The sequence below is a fragment of the Campylobacter majalis genome (assembly GCF_905120465.1).
GTDB lineage: Bacteria > Campylobacterota > Campylobacteria > Campylobacterales > Campylobacteraceae > Campylobacter_A > Campylobacter_A majalis.
In genome coordinates this window covers 1-14,126 of record NZ_CAJHOF010000014.1, presented here as the reverse complement: position 1 = coordinate 14,126, position 14,126 = coordinate 1, and the positions used below count along the sequence as shown (strand labels likewise).

The window sequence follows — 14,126 nt, the reverse complement described above, 5'->3', positions numbered from 1 at the left end:
TTTACTTATATAATATATAAGTAATAATTACTTATATTTATTAATTATTAAGGATATAGAATGTAATATTTCCTTATAAAACTTTTTAAAGGAGCAAGTTATGCCAAAAATAAATTGGAATGGTAGAGAGTGTGACGGCTGGGTGTGGGATGGTAGAGAATTGAAACCAAAAAATGGTGCAAATGCAAGTAATACTTGGGTGTATGATGGAAAAACATTAAAGCCAAAAAATGGTGCAACCTCGAACAATACTTGGATTTATGAAAGAAATGAGCTAAAACCAAAAAATGGAGCAACCTTAAGTAACACATGGATAGTCCAGGGAGATAAGGTTAAGCCAAAAAATGGTGCTAACTCATCAAATACCTATGATGCAAATGGGGCTCCGCTACCTATAATCGCTGGTAAAGTTGCATTAAGATTGTTTTAGGTGAGCTTTATGGAGGATTTTTGGGGAGCCAAATATATCCTAGATGATAGATATTTGCATCTGATTTATTAAATAAGGGGCGAAGTTTTAAGAAATTTTTTACTATTTTTACTGAAAAAATTTTCAAAATAAACCTAAAATCCGCCATAATATCTCATAAAATGAATGAAGAAAGTATAGTTTTTCCACTTATATATCCTAGTGAAAAATACAATTATAGTGCTATTTCATATGCGTTATACGAGCAATTTGACTGCGTGATTAGTGAGTTTGCATATAAATCAGACTGTAAATTTAATCAAAGATTTATCGATTTTGTCGCTTTTAATGAAAATCTTAGTATTGCCATGGAAGTTAAACGCATCGATTTAGAATATGATAAAAATTTACGCAATAACACTTTAAATATTATATCTAATGGCTTTTTACAACTTTATGATATGCAAAAAACAAAAAGCATTCGTTTTAGCTATGACTTTAAAATTCTTTTTGTAATCTGTCCCATATGGGTCAAAAAATCCAAAAAATCACTGGATAAATTAAAAACTGATAATACAAATTTGCCTAAAAAATTATTGGATAATATTGCTACTTGGCTCGATGGTCGGAGAAATTCTAGTGTATTGTGTGCTACGCTTGATATGCGTGAGTGTATATATGGCGATAAAATTTTACCTTTTGAAGGAGAAAATATACCATATATTATGCTTTTTGCTATTGTTTTGGGAAATAAAAATATTAAAAATAAATATTAAAATGAGGTTATATGCAAAATATTAAAACAATCGTATCATCAAATTTATGGAATAGCTTTATTTTTGCTGTAATTATGCTAAATGCTGTTGTTTTTGGGCTTGAAACCATACCTAGTCTTGGAAAATATGAGTTTTTATTTGCCATGATAGATAATGTTTGTTTAACTATTTTTACGATTGAAATTTTTATACGTTTGTATGTTTATAGACTTGAGTTTTTTACAGATAAAGTAGAGCGTGGTTGGAATATTTTTGATTTAATTGTTATTGGTGTTAGTATTTTTTCTATAAGTTATATAATACTGCGAAGTTTTCGTGTTTTACGGCTCTTGCAAATCTTTTCTCATTTTACTTCTATGCGACTTGTTACCAGTGCTATTTTACACACTATACCAGCTATGTTTTCGGTTATTATTGTATTGATGGTATTTTATTACGTGTATGCATTATTGTGCGTAAATTTATTTGGAGCTGAGTTTCCAGAGTATTTTGGGGATTTAGGCAGTAGTTTTTTTACACTTTTTCAAATTATGACTTTTGAAAGTTGGTCTGAGAGCGTTGTTAGACCTATAATGAAGCTTTATCCATATGCATGGATATTGTTTGTTAGCTATATTTTTATAGTTTCTTTTGTTGTGTTAAATTTAATTGTGGCTGTTATTGTAAATAGTTTAGATGAGATAAAACAAAAAAGTAACGTTTAGTTTTGTGTAAAACACCATCATGATGTATCTTGTTACTGGTTATTGTTTGGTGTAGTTTTTTGACACTATTATAAATTTAGTTCATTTGTATCGGTTTTGTTGGTATTTTTGTTTGGTAAAATAATTTTATGGTTCATGAAAATGTTAGTAGATTTGGTTTGTAGCCATTTTATTTTATGGCTACAAAATTGTGTTTAACTCATAAGGATTAAATTTGCGTAGCTAAACTTTTTTCTCATCTCGCACGACTTTTATTATAAAGCCAACTCCTACTAACGCCACAACTGCTAAAAACGCAACCTGTGCTATATCTAAAACGCTCACGCCTTGCTCCTTTTGCTTACGCTTTTGTTAGTGTTAGCTTTGTTTGATATTTTATCTTTTGCTGTTTTTAAACTACTAACACTAGTGACTTTGTTAGACTTTTTGTTAGCAGTAATGTTTGGCGTTAATTTAGATGTTTTAGCTGAGTTTTTACTAACGGAGTTATCTTTTTGTGAGTTTTGTTTTTGGCTTGTTTTGTTAGCAGTTTTTTGTGATGAAATTTTACTAACATTTTTACTAATGTTAGCTTGATTTGCACTAACAGCGTTTGGGTTTATCTGCTCCTTGCTTCGCTCTTTTAGCTGACCGCAAGCCGCCGATATGTCAAGTCCTTTGCTTTGGCGGATTGTGCAACTAACGCCATGAGCGGACATATAGTCTTGAAATTTTATCATCGTTTGGGTATCTGGACGAGCGTATGGACTGCCTTCGTGCGGGTTAAAGTAGATGAGATTTACCTTAGCTTTGATACCGTGCAGTAGCTTCACAAGCGTTTTGGCGTCTCTTATGCTGTCATTTAGCCCCTTTATGACTAGATACTCAAACAGCACTCGCTTACGCATATCCACTGGAAACTCACGCACAGCTTGCATCACGGCTTCGATGTTATACGCCTTATTCACAGGCATTAGCTTTGTGCGTAGTTCATCGGTTGTGGCATGTAGTGAGATGGCAAGAAGCACACCTAGGTTTAGCTCTCCAAGTTTTTTTATCTGCGTGGCTAGACCGCTTGTAGAGATAGTTTGGCGACGCGCAGCGATAGCAAGCCCGTCATTTTCTTTTAAAATTTTAATCGCTGTTGCGACATTTGCTAAGTTGTCAAGTGGCTCACCCATACCCATATAGACGATGTTTATACGGCGTTCGTATGGTATGTTGTTTGCTTTTTTTATCCATAAAATTTGACCTACTATCTCGCCTGGAGTTAGATTTCGCGTAAGTCCGCCCTTTGCCGTCAGACAAAAACTACAGCCCATGCGACAGCCAACCTGCGAGCTAACGCATATAGTGTAACGAGCGTGGCGTTTGATACCGCCGTCTTCGTGTGTTAGCTCCTCTTTCATCGGTAGCAGGACACTTTCTATGCGTGAGCCATCGGTCGCTTCGAAAAGATATTTTATGCTTTTATCTAGGCTAGTTTCGCTTCGCACACATTTTAGTGGCTCGAAGTGGAAATTTTCTTTTAAATTTTCACGCAACTCTTTTGGTAAATTTGTCATCTCATCAAAGCTATCGGCGTATTTTTTATATATCCACTCATAAATTTGCTTTGCACGAAATTTAGGCGTTACAAGCGTTTCTAACTCATTTAAAGTAAGATCAAGTATATTTTTCATATCAAGCCCTTCTCTTCAAGATAGTTATGTAGCATATCTTTTGCAAGGGCGTGATTTTTCACAAATTCGGTATGTGCGTTTGTGTCACAGAAATTTGTCGCTACAAAAATCCCTTTTGCATCTATACCAAATTTCTGTGCAGTGGCAAGAACAGCGAAAAACTCCATATTTTCCGCATATGCACCAAGTTCAAAAAGCTTTTTGGCACTCTCTTTGTTTTTGGTTATGAAATTTGACGAGTTTATGAATGTTTCTTGTGAAACATCATTAAAAATATCTTGCGGAACAGGCACATAAGATTTATCGTCAAGTAGCGAAATTTCAATATTTGCAGCATTTTTGCTCTCAAAAATTTCAAACAACTCGCCCTTTTGATACAGCCCAGCAGAGCCAACGAAAATGATCTCACTAGGCAAGAAATTTCGCTCACTTTTTGTGTTTTTAGGGGTAAAATCAGCTAAAATTTTAGCCATATTTGTATCAGCTTCGCACTCTCTTTGTATTATTTTTGCTAAGTTTTCATCACTATTTTTAAAGCTTTTTAGCTCATCAAAAAGGGCGAGTTTAGTTAAAATTTCACTCAGATTTATGCCACTTTGCACTAGCCCTATGCCGATTGGCACAGCAAAATCAAAACTCTCACTCTCTCCAGCACACACTATCAATCTTTTCATTTTTATCTTTCGTCTTAAATTTAGTCAATGATAGCAAAAAGTGGCTAAAACTAAGTAAAATTCATCGTATTTTTAAGGAATAAAGCAAATGATTTTAGTCCGATAGCAAAGCCAAATTAACCGCTTCGTCTATATGTATCATCGTTGTGTCAAAAAGCTTTATGTCAGTGTCGTTTTGTGTTATCACAAGCCTTATTTTAGTGCAACCTAATATCACACCCTTCGCACCATTTTTGCTTAAATTTGAGATTATTTGTAAAAATTTTCACGCGAAGTAGCTGAAATTTTGCCCAAACAAAGTTCATTAAAGATTATGTCATTTACAAATTTCATCTCGCTTTTATTTGGCAAAATAACTTGTATGCCGTTTTGCGTAAGTCTATCTTTATAAAACGCCTTTCATTGTATTGTGCCAAGAAGACCGACTTTATCGACGTCTTATGCTTGTAATGCTTTTAGTGTAGCGAGCTATGTGAATTATTTGGATTTTTACAGCTTGGCTCACATTTTCATAGACCTTATGCATAGTGTTGGTGTAAATCAGTACAAAATTAGTCCCAGCAAACTCTAAAATCCTTACATGATGAGCTAAAAATTTACCAGCTCTATCCCATTTATTTTCACTGACATATCTCTATTTCTTCGAAATTCACGCTACTTAGTAAAATTTCTGCACTATTTAGCCCACCTAATTGTTCATTTATTTTACGGTTTATTCATAACTCATTACGCCTATAAGTCCGATTTTGTATAAATTTTTTTGTTAAATTAAATCTTAATTTTAATATCACTTTAAGATTAAAATTTCGCTCAGTCTTATCGCATTACACATCACTTTGGTGTGATTGACGTTACACAAACTAAAAGTTATCTCTCTTCTAGCTATCAACCTAGTGGTTTTTGCTATTAATTTATTTTGTAAATGATAGAAAGCGGCTAAATTTAAATATAAATTTCGCAAATTTTTAGCTCAAATCATAAACAAAATAAAAACAAAAATTTAGTGATTTTTAAGTGGGGGGGGGAGTAAAATATAGACTATAAATTTTATAAAGGAGAGCGTATGGATAAGTATGAAAAATATGTATTATCGTTTTTTACGAGTTGTTTATCTAGTATAGTTACTGCTATTTATATATCTGAAAAAGATACGCAAATAATAACATGGGTTTTTATGATTTTGTGTTTGTTTGGTATATTGATTATATTTTTCGTAACAAATCAAAAAGAAAAACTAAATGAGAAAAGGACTGAAAAGTAAATAAAAAGCATTACTATTAATTATGAATAAAAAACAATAAGGATAAAAAATGAAAAAATATTTTTGAGTTTGGCTATTTTGCCTATTTTGGCATTTTTGGTACAAATCAATATGCTGCCTTTTTAAGAAAATTTATGTTTAATATGGGATGGAGTGACTTCGCATCCATACCTATTTGCTGGTTTAGTATATCAACAAGGTATTGGAATATTATGCAAAAACTTTAAATATCTCACAAAGGCGTGTAATGCAAAGCGAGATGATTAAGGTAAATTTCAGGCTTGTATTAATCTTGGACTTATGTATGATAATAAACAAGGAGTAAAACAAGACTATAAAAAGGCATTAGAGCTATACGCCAAAGCGTGATGGCAAAGATGCTGTGGCTTGTAGTAACATTGGTATTATGTATGAGTATGGGTTTAGTGTAAAATAAATCATGTTAAAGATGTTGCTTATTTTTGTGGAGCGTGTGATATTAGGCGTGGCTGGTGTGTGATAATTTTAAATTACTACTTCGCCAAAGATAATACAAGAGCAAAAGAATACTTTAAAAAGGCATGTGATATGGGTAGTGTATTAGACCTTGGAGCAGATGCAAATAAGTGCAGACAAGTCTGCGATATGTATGATATACTAAAATGATTTTGGGCTAGTTTTAGCCCAAAAAATTATAAATCCACTAAATTTTCACACTCTAACACTCACGCCATTTTCGCTCAAATACCGCTTCAAAGCCAAAAATTCTATCTGCTTAAAGTGAAAAATACTCGCACTAGGAGCGCGCTAGTCTTTCATTTCGCAAAATAGGGCATTTTATGAAATTTAACTAAAACTAAAAGCGGATCGTATAAATAAATCCAAACTTACGACAACGCCAAATTTACAGCTTGCTCTATGTGGATTTGTGTAGTATCAAAAAGCAAGATTTCGCTGTCTTTTTGCTCTATCAAAAGTCCAATTTCAGTGCAGCCCAAAATCACTCCGCCAATCTCATTTGAGTGAGATCTTATAATTTGCAAAAAGCGATTTTTGGCGACTTGCGAGATCTCGCCTTTGCAAAGCCCATTAAAAATCGTATCATTTATAAATTTCATATCATTTTCATTTGGTACTACCACATTTACACCGCCATTTATAAGCACCTCTTTATAAAAATTTTCACGCATAGTATAGCTTGTACCAAGTAGCAAAACGCTTTTTACTTTGGCATTTTGCAGGGCTGTTAATGTAGCTGCGGCGATATGTAAGATGGGGATTTTTACGCTGTTTTGGACTATGTCATAGACTTTATGCATCGTGTTGGTGCATATAAGAATAAAATCCGCTCCGCCAAGTTCTAAAATTTTCGCGTGACCTGCCAAAATTTCACCTGCTTTTTGCCACTCGTTCTGCCTTTGGGTTTTTTCTATAGGTTCAAAATTCAGACTACTTAGCAAGATCTCAGCACTATTTAAACCGCCTAAACGCTCGTTTATAAGCCTGTTTATGCCGATGTAATAACTCACGCTTGATTCATAGCTCATTCCAGCGATAAGTCCGATTTTTTTCATATTTTTCCTTGTTGAAGTTTTGCCTAGGCGTTTAGCGTCTGAAATTTAAGTTTCAAATGCGAAAACTAGCCCAAAGCTAAATCCTAACACTCACGCCATTTTCGCTCAAATATCGCTTTAAAGCCAAAATTTCAATCTCTTTAAAGTGAAATATACTTGCCGCAAGAGCTGCGTCGGCTCCAGCTAGAAATGCGTCTTTAAAATGCACCATACTCCCAGCGCCACCACTTGCGATGACTGGGATATTTAGCTCACGGCTCATTTGTCCTGTAAGCTCTAGCTCAAATCCAGCCTTTGTACCGTCTGCGTCCATCGAGGTTAGCAAGATCTCTCCAGCCCCTCGCTCTTGCACCTCTTTTGCCCACGCAAAGGCATCCAGTCCAGTATCTACACGACCGCCGTTTATGAAGACGTGATAGGTATTTTGTTTGTTTTTTTGCTGTGCTTTACTGTCCATACTGCTTAAATTTTTTACCAGATTTTGGGTGAGTAAAATTTCGGAATTTTCTCCATTTAAAACGGCACTTTTAGCTATTAAGTTGCTGGTTTTTTCATTTAAATTTTTACACTCATTAAATCCCATTTTAAAGTCAGAATTTTCAGTAAAATTTTGCTTTACAAATGCATTTTGGGCTAAATTTTTCGTAGCCATTTTTTTCGCATCGATAGCCACAACTACGCACTGAGAGCCAAATTTTTTCGCGGCTTCGTCGATTAGTTTTGGATTGTGAATGGCGGCTGAGTTTAGGCTTACTTTATCGCAGCCGACATTTAGTAAAGCCGAGATATCATCGACCGAGCGTATGCCACCACCAACGGTTAGTGGTATAAACAGCTCTTTTGCGACACGAGCCACGACATCGACTATCGTTTTGTTTCCAAGGTGCGTGGCAGTAATATCTAGGAAGCACAGCTCATCAGCACCCTCGGCGTTGTAGCGTTTGGCAACTTCGACTGGATCACCAGCATCGACAAGTCCTACAAAATTTACGCCCTTTACGACACGTCCGTCTTTGACATCAAGGCAGGGGATAATGCGTTTTGCAAAATAGTTCATTTTAATCCTTTTATGGTTTTATAATATCCAAATTTCACTTATCTAATTATTATGTAAGTATTTTTTAGATACAATCCGTGCTTCATGGAAAAAGTAAAAGCAAAAAAGCAGTTCGGGCAAAATTTCTTAAAAGATAGCTCCGTCTTAGCAAAGATCATCCAAGCGATTCCCAAGCAAACCACGCCTGATTTTGGTGGGCGAGTTGTGGAGATTGGGCCTGGCTTAGGTGATTTGACTTCTTGGCTTTTAAATGCCGGTTTTGAACTGACAAGCTACGAAATAGATGGTGAGCTTGTGCCAAAACTTCAGGCAAAATTTAAAAATGAGCTAGAAGGTGCGAGATTTAAACTGATACATAAAGATGCAAATTTAGCGTGGCAAGAGCAGGGAAGTTTGCTTGATAAGCCTTATATGATTGTTGCAAATTTGCCGTATTATGTCGCGACAAAAATGGTGCTAAATGCACTTAAAGATGACCTTTGTGTCGGTGTGATAGCTATGGTGCAAAAAGAGGTTGCACTTAAATTTACCTGTAAAGGTGGTGAGAGTGAGTTTAGCTCACTTGGTGTTTTAGCACATCTTAATGGCTTAGCCAAATTACTTTTTGATGTAGCCCCTGAGTGTTTTGAGCCGACCCCAAAAGTAGTGTCATCAGTTTTTCAGATAAGCAAAACGCAAAAGCTAATCGCACAAGATGGAGTGTTTGATAGTTTAAGCGAATATGAGAAATTTCAAAGCTTTTTAAAGGTCTGTTTTGGTAGTCCCAGAAAGACATTGTTTAAAAATTTAAGCTCACGTGTTGATAAAAATTTATTAAGCGATATATTTTTAAAGCTAAATCTTAGTGCCACTATCCGTCCACATGAGTCAAATGTCGCCTTATATTTAGAAATTTATAAGTTAATAAGGAAAGACAATGAACGAAAACAACGAGACAAAATCAAATAATAGTGAAAAACAAAAAAAGAGATTTCGTCCAAAAAATAAAAGTAAAAACATGGCTAATACTAGTAGTTTATCTGGCGTAATAGATAATTTTTTTGCACCAGATAATCAAGAGACTAACACTAACAAACCAAGCACTAACAAAAAACCTAATTCAAATAAGCAAAATCATCAAAACAAGGGCAATAAGCAAAATAACAAAAATCAAAATACTAACAACACAAAACAACAAACTAACACAGAAACTAACAGTGAAACAAAAGAGTCAAAAAAGAAAAGCAAAAAAGCAAAGAGAAATCTGCCAGCCAAACTAAACGGCAACGAACCATGGCAACAAGATATCGCAAGTGCAATGAAAGCAAACGAAGCGGCACACGAGCTAATACTAGAGCCACTAAAATATCTAAACTCAAGCGAACATAAAATCCGAATAACACCACTTGGCGGACTGGGCGAGATCGGCGGAAATATGACTGTGTTTGAAACAGATACGAGTGCCATCATAGTAGATATCGGTATGAGTTTTCCAAGTGAAGGAATGCATGGGGTAGATATACTTATACCTGATTTTGACTATGTTAGAAAGATAAAAGACAAAATTGATGGCATAATCATCACTCATGCACACGAAGATCACATCGGTGCGGTGCCATATTTTTTTAAAGAGTTTAAATTTCCGATATATGCTACGCCACTTCCACTTGGCATGATAAATAATAAATTTGAAGAGCATGGCTTAAAAAACGAACGCTCTTTTTTCCGTTCAGTTGAAAAACGAAAGCCATACAGAATAGGGGATTTTGAGATAGAGTGGATACATATAACTCACTCAGTTATCGATAGCTCAGCACTTGCTATCACAACAAAGGCTGGGACGATAATTCACACGGGAGATTTTAAGATAGATCACACTCCAATAGATGGCTATCCGACTGATTTGGGGCGTTTGGCACACTATGGCGAAAAAGGCGTATTGTGCTTGATGAGTGATAGCACAAATAGTTATAAAGATGGCTTTACAAAAAGCGAAAGTAGCGTGGGTAAGACGTTTGATACGATATTTGCAAAGTCTAAAGGGCGTGTGATAATGAGTACGTTTAGCTCAAATATCCATAGAGTTTATCAGGCTATCGAGTGGGGTTTAAAATATAATCGCAAAGTCTGTGTCATAGGCAGATCGATGGAGCGAAATTTATTTACAGCCATTGAGCTTGGCTACATTAAACTAGATAAGAAAATTTTTATCGATGCAAATGAAGTTAGTAAATTTAAAGATAATGAAGTACTTATCGTGACAACTGGCTCTCAGGGCGAAACAATGTCAGCACTTTATCGCATGGCAACTGATGAGCATAAATATATAAAAATAAAGCCAACCGATCAGATAATCATAAGCTCAAAAGCGATCCCTGGTAATGAAAGTAGCGTTTCAAGAGTGCTAAATTTCTTAATCAAATCAGGTGCAAATGTTGCACATCAAGAATTTAGCGAGATTCACGTATCAGGACACGCTGCACAAGAGGAGCAAAAGCTAATGCTTCGCCTAATAAAGCCGAAATTTTTCCTTCCAGTTCATGGTGAATACAATCACATAGCCAAGCATAAAGATACAGCGATAAGCTGTGGTGTGGATGAAAAAAATATCTATTTAATGAGCGATGGCGATCAGATGGAGCTTTGTCAAAAATATCTAAAACGCATTCGCACTGTAAAAACTGGCAAGGTATTTATAGATAATCAAATAAACAAACAAATCGCTGATGATGTCGTAATAGATCGTCAAAATTTAGCCGAAGCTGGTGTCGTGATGATAATCGCACAAATTTCAAGTCATGAACATAAACTAATTGGCAAACCGCGTGTTATAAGCTACGGACTTGTTGCAGATAGACAAGATGCTGAGTTTAGTCGTGAGATGCAAGAAATTTTAGTTCAGTTTTTAAGCAATGTAAAAGAGGAGCTTTTAAAAGATAATAGAATGCTTGAAAGTCAAATTAGACAAGCGATACGTAAGCATATCTTTAGAAAAGTTAAAAAACACCCAACAATTGTTCCGATAATATACATAATGTAAAAGAGTGTTTGGCGGATTTAAATTTGGTGAAATTTTATATTTCACTTAGTTTTTACTATTTTTGTTGGTTGATTAAAGTAAAATATAGTGATAAGATGTAAGTTTGAGCGAGAGCCTTTATGGCTTGAAGGAATAAAATGAGTGAGTTTATAAAAATTGCACAAGATGTTTTAAGGCTAGAGGCAAACGAATTGTTGCAAAATGCACAAAATTTAGATGATAGTATAGAAAAAGCGGTAAATTTAATATACGCTACAAAAGGTAAAGTAGTCGTAACTGGCGTGGGCAAAAGTGGTCATATTGGAGCAAAGATAGCTGCGACATTAGCAAGTACTGGCACGTCAAGCTTTTTTTTGCACCCTACAGAAGCCATGCATGGCGATCTTGGTATGATAGGTATAGATGATGTTGTTTTAGCTATAAGTTTTAGTGGTGAGAGCGATGAGCTTAGTAAAATTTTGCCACATATTAAGAGATTTGGCGTGAAAATAATAGGTATGACTAGAGATAAAAATAGCACTTTAGCAAGTTTTAGTGATATCGTTATCATGCTAAATATCAAGCAAGAGGCATGTCCGTTAAATGCGGCTCCGACAAGCTCAACAACACTAACGTTAGCGTTAGGCGATGCGTTAGCCGTTTGTTTGATGAAAAAGAGAAATTTCAAGGTAGAAGACTTTGCAAATTTCCATCCAGGTGGTAGTTTGGGTAAAAGATTATTTGTAAAAGTAAAAGATATAATGCTTACTAACAATCTGCCTATTGTTAGTGATGATGTTAGTTTAAAAATAGCGATAAATGCAATGACTCATGGCAAATTAGGCTCTGTTTTAATCACTAACAAGCAAACTAACACGTTAGCTGCATTATTAAGCGATGGAGACTTAAGACGTGCTTTAGGAAGTGAGAGTTTTAGCATCGATGATGTGGCTTTAAAATATGCTACTAAAAATCCACGTGTTATTACAGATAACAGTATGCTTGCTATAGATGCTCTTAAACTACTAGAAACATATAAAATTCAAAGCATTGTAATATGCGATGATGAAAATAAAATCAAGGGCTATTTGCACATTCATCAGCTACTTGAGTTAGGATTAAAATAATGCAAAAAATGCGTCTAAATAAATTTATATCTCATAACACAAACTACTCACGCCGTGAAGCGGACGAGCTTATAAAAAATGGCAAAGTTACGCTAAATAACAGGGTTGTTAGTGACATGGGTGTTAGTGTTAGTGAAGATGACAAGGTTAAGATAAATGGGCGATTTGTAAAGCTTAAAAAGGACTTTACAATGATTGTTTATAACAAACAAAAAGGCGAGCTAGTAACTAAAAAAGACGACCGCGGACGAAAAACGATATATGATAACTTGCCACGTGGTTTTTCAAAATTTATTAGCATTGGGCGACTTGATTTTGCTAGTGAAGGTTTGCTTTTATTAACTGACGCTCCAGCGATTGCTACGGCACTTATGCAAAGTGACATCGAGCGAGAGTATTACTTAAAAGTAAAGGGTGAGATAACCGAGGAGGTAAAAAGTGCGATGAGAGAGGGGTTTTTTGCGGCTGATGCTAGTAAGGGCGCTCACGCAAAAAGCAAGATAAAGTCGATGAACTTTAAGCCATTTGTTGCATTTGATATATTTGGTTCAAGTGGCGGATATACTAAATTTCGCGTGATAATAAACGAAGGACAAAACCGCGAGTTAAGGCGATTTTTTGGATATTTTGACCTTGAAGTTGTCGAGCTAAAGCGTGTCGCATTTGGACGTGTTGAGCTTGGCATGCTAAAAGAGGGCAAATGGCGATACTTTAGTACAAGCGAATACGAGGACTTAAGAGATTTTTTACAATCCAATAAAATTAGATATTAAAGGATTTAGCATGAAAGATGAAATAGAAAAAATACATATCAGAATTCCAAAATGGTTTAAAAATCCAAACCAAATAAACTCAAAAATTTTGATTACATTTATGAGGTTATCTAATTGTAATCAAATACCTGTTTCGTTTTCAACACTAGAAAAACATTGTAATCTAAAGACTTTTAAACAAAATTTTGCGCAAATGGTAAATATATCACAGAAAAATCATGGGAAAGTTTTTAATATACGTAATGATAGTATCACATTATGGGATAATGTATCCGAGTTTATAATTTTAGAATTTAATAAATTTTTAAAATAATTTTAGCAAATAAGCACTCCAGTGTACCTTGAATTTTGTGCGATTTTGACGTTGTATTTAGCACTGAACTTCCAAGGTGTGTAAAGCTTGGCAGTTTTTGGGCTAAATCTTGCAAGTCTTGCGGTGAGAAAAATTTTACAACAAGCCTAGACAAAATTTGCTCTTCATGTATAATATTTTGACATAATTTTAAATAAAAATAAGGAAAATGTATGAAAAAATTTCTGATCGCGTTAAGTGCGCTTGCGTTTTTAACAGGTTGCACCATGGACACAAGCGAGCAAGAGACAAATAGCGTAGCCACCAAGATGCTACAACAGCCTCAAACAATACTATTTACCGCCACACAAGATGCATCTTATAAAATAACGCTAACATCAAAAGATCTGTTTAAAACTGCCGTTTTGATCGATGCAAATGGCAAAAAGCACAGCCTAAAGCGTGATGCAAGTGGAGTATATCTTGTAAGCAAAGATGGCATCAAGATTATTTTTAGCAAAGGCGTTGGCTATCTCACGCCAGCAAAGGGCGCAAAAGAGATAAAGCTACAATACGTAGAGTAGCTATTTTATCCGCAAAACTATTGGCAGTTGTTAGGCTAAATTTAACAAGCCTTGCAGTTAGGAAATTTAGCCTAAATTTAAGCAATCATTTCCCTACGATTTACGATTTTAGGGCACAATCGAATTGTAAAAAGGGGCTTGCAAAGTTTAAAGTGCCAAGTATAGTGCAGTTTTACGACAAACTTCCTAAAACTTCAACTGGCAAGGTTAGAAAAAATTTATTGAAAGGGTAGAAATGGAAGATAAATTTGATGTGA

General features: G+C 35.0%; 15 protein-coding genes and 4 pseudogenes. 12 read left to right on the top strand and 7 right to left on the bottom strand.

The genetic code is table 11. The annotated features are described in order from the left end of the window. Positions 1–100 precede the first annotated feature (100 nt). The 3 genes from LQU93_RS07240 (at position 101) to LQU93_RS07230 (ending at position 1,889) form a co-directional block, all read left to right on the top strand. Positions 101–430 carry a hypothetical protein gene (locus LQU93_RS07240; protein ID WP_229933217.1) on the top strand — a complete coding sequence of 110 codons (330 nt, stop codon included), beginning with the start codon at positions 101–103 and terminating at the stop codon, positions 428–430. Between the two features lie 161 nt (positions 431–591). After that, positions 592–1,185 carry a hypothetical protein gene (locus LQU93_RS07235; protein WP_229933216.1) on the top strand — a complete coding sequence of 198 codons (594 nt, stop codon included), beginning with the start codon at positions 592–594 and terminating at the stop codon, positions 1,183–1,185. A gap of 11 nt (positions 1,186–1,196) precedes the next feature. Continuing rightward, a complete protein-coding gene (locus LQU93_RS07230) occupies positions 1,197–1,889 on the top strand; it encodes an ion transporter (protein WP_229933215.1) in 693 nt (230 codons plus the stop codon). Between the two features lie 548 nt (positions 1,890–2,437). Here the strand turns inward: LQU93_RS07230 and rlmN are convergent. The 3 genes and pseudogenes from rlmN to LQU93_RS09970 all read right to left on the bottom strand — a co-directional run. Further along, positions 2,438–3,550: pseudogene (rlmN, locus tag LQU93_RS07225) on the bottom strand (dual-specificity RNA methyltransferase RlmN); the annotation flags it as partial. Further along, positions 3,547–4,224, bottom strand: coding sequence for a purine-nucleoside phosphorylase (locus LQU93_RS07220; RefSeq protein WP_229933214.1), 678 nt, complete (start codon positions 4,222–4,224; stop codon positions 3,547–3,549). The pseudogene rlmN and the gene LQU93_RS07220, both read right to left, overlap by 4 nt. Positions 4,225–4,318: 94 nt before the next feature. Then, positions 4,319–4,441 (bottom strand): hypothetical protein, encoded by a 123-nt coding sequence (locus LQU93_RS09970; RefSeq protein WP_268250057.1) that lies wholly within the window; start codon positions 4,439–4,441, stop codon positions 4,319–4,321. Positions 4,442–5,287: 846 nt separating this feature from the next. Here LQU93_RS09970 and LQU93_RS07215 point away from each other — a divergent pair. The 3 genes from LQU93_RS07215 (at position 5,288) to LQU93_RS07210 (ending at position 6,130) form a co-directional block, all read left to right on the top strand. Continuing rightward, positions 5,288–5,485: a hypothetical protein gene (locus tag LQU93_RS07215; RefSeq protein WP_229933213.1), complete on the top strand. Its 198-nt coding sequence runs from the start codon at positions 5,288–5,290 to the stop codon at positions 5,483–5,485. Between the two features lie 285 nt (positions 5,486–5,770). Continuing rightward, positions 5,771–5,854 carry an SEL1-like repeat protein gene (locus tag LQU93_RS10120; RefSeq protein WP_418884077.1) on the top strand — a complete coding sequence of 28 codons (84 nt, stop codon included), beginning with the start codon at positions 5,771–5,773 and terminating at the stop codon, positions 5,852–5,854. A 126-nt stretch (positions 5,855–5,980) separates the two neighbouring features. Continuing rightward, positions 5,981–6,130, top strand: coding sequence for a hypothetical protein (locus LQU93_RS07210; protein ID WP_229933212.1), 150 nt, complete (start codon positions 5,981–5,983; stop codon positions 6,128–6,130). 45 nt (positions 6,131–6,175) lie between these two features. Here LQU93_RS07210 and LQU93_RS07205 read toward each other — a convergent pair. The 4 genes and pseudogenes from LQU93_RS07205 to hisF form a co-directional block, all read right to left on the bottom strand. Beyond that, a pseudogene (locus LQU93_RS07205) lies at positions 6,176–6,262 on the bottom strand (imidazole glycerol phosphate synthase subunit HisF); the annotation flags it as partial. An 89-nt stretch (positions 6,263–6,351) separates the two neighbouring features. Continuing rightward, positions 6,352–7,038: an aspartate/glutamate racemase family protein gene (locus tag LQU93_RS07200; RefSeq protein WP_229933211.1), complete on the bottom strand. Its 687-nt coding sequence runs from the start codon at positions 7,036–7,038 to the stop codon at positions 6,352–6,354. A gap of 76 nt (positions 7,039–7,114) precedes the next feature. After that, positions 7,115–7,549 (bottom strand): annotated as a pseudogene (locus tag LQU93_RS10045) (HisA/HisF-related TIM barrel protein); the annotation flags it as partial. A gap of 12 nt (positions 7,550–7,561) precedes the next feature. Continuing rightward, positions 7,562–8,095, bottom strand: a pseudogene (gene hisF / locus LQU93_RS10040) (imidazole glycerol phosphate synthase subunit HisF); the annotation flags it as partial. Positions 8,096–8,179: 84 nt separating this feature from the next. Between hisF and rsmA the strand changes: the two are divergent. From rsmA to LQU93_RS07165, 6 genes are all read left to right on the top strand, one after another. Continuing rightward, positions 8,180–9,043, top strand: a complete 864-nt coding sequence (gene rsmA / locus LQU93_RS07190; protein WP_229933209.1) for a 16S rRNA (adenine(1518)-N(6)/adenine(1519)-N(6))-dimethyltransferase RsmA — start codon at positions 8,180–8,182, stop codon at positions 9,041–9,043. Continuing rightward, on the top strand, positions 9,012–11,114 hold the full coding sequence (locus LQU93_RS07185; RefSeq protein WP_418884076.1) for a ribonuclease J: 2,103 nt from the start codon (positions 9,012–9,014) through the stop codon (positions 11,112–11,114). The genes rsmA and LQU93_RS07185 overlap by 32 nt, the downstream gene beginning before the upstream one ends. A gap of 137 nt (positions 11,115–11,251) precedes the next feature. Beyond that, positions 11,252–12,220 carry a KpsF/GutQ family sugar-phosphate isomerase gene (locus LQU93_RS07180; protein WP_229933208.1) on the top strand — a complete coding sequence of 323 codons (969 nt, stop codon included), beginning with the start codon at positions 11,252–11,254 and terminating at the stop codon, positions 12,218–12,220. A gap of 8 nt (positions 12,221–12,228) precedes the next feature. Then, positions 12,229–12,993: a pseudouridine synthase gene (locus LQU93_RS07175; RefSeq protein ID WP_229933250.1), complete on the top strand. Its 765-nt coding sequence runs from the start codon at positions 12,229–12,231 to the stop codon at positions 12,991–12,993. Between the two features lie 10 nt (positions 12,994–13,003). Beyond that, positions 13,004–13,306 carry a hypothetical protein gene (locus LQU93_RS07170; RefSeq protein WP_229933207.1) on the top strand — a complete coding sequence of 101 codons (303 nt, stop codon included), beginning with the start codon at positions 13,004–13,006 and terminating at the stop codon, positions 13,304–13,306. 212 nt (positions 13,307–13,518) lie between these two features. Then, positions 13,519–13,869, top strand: coding sequence for a lipoprotein (locus LQU93_RS07165; RefSeq protein WP_229933206.1), 351 nt, complete (start codon positions 13,519–13,521; stop codon positions 13,867–13,869). Positions 13,870–14,126 lie beyond the last annotated feature (257 nt).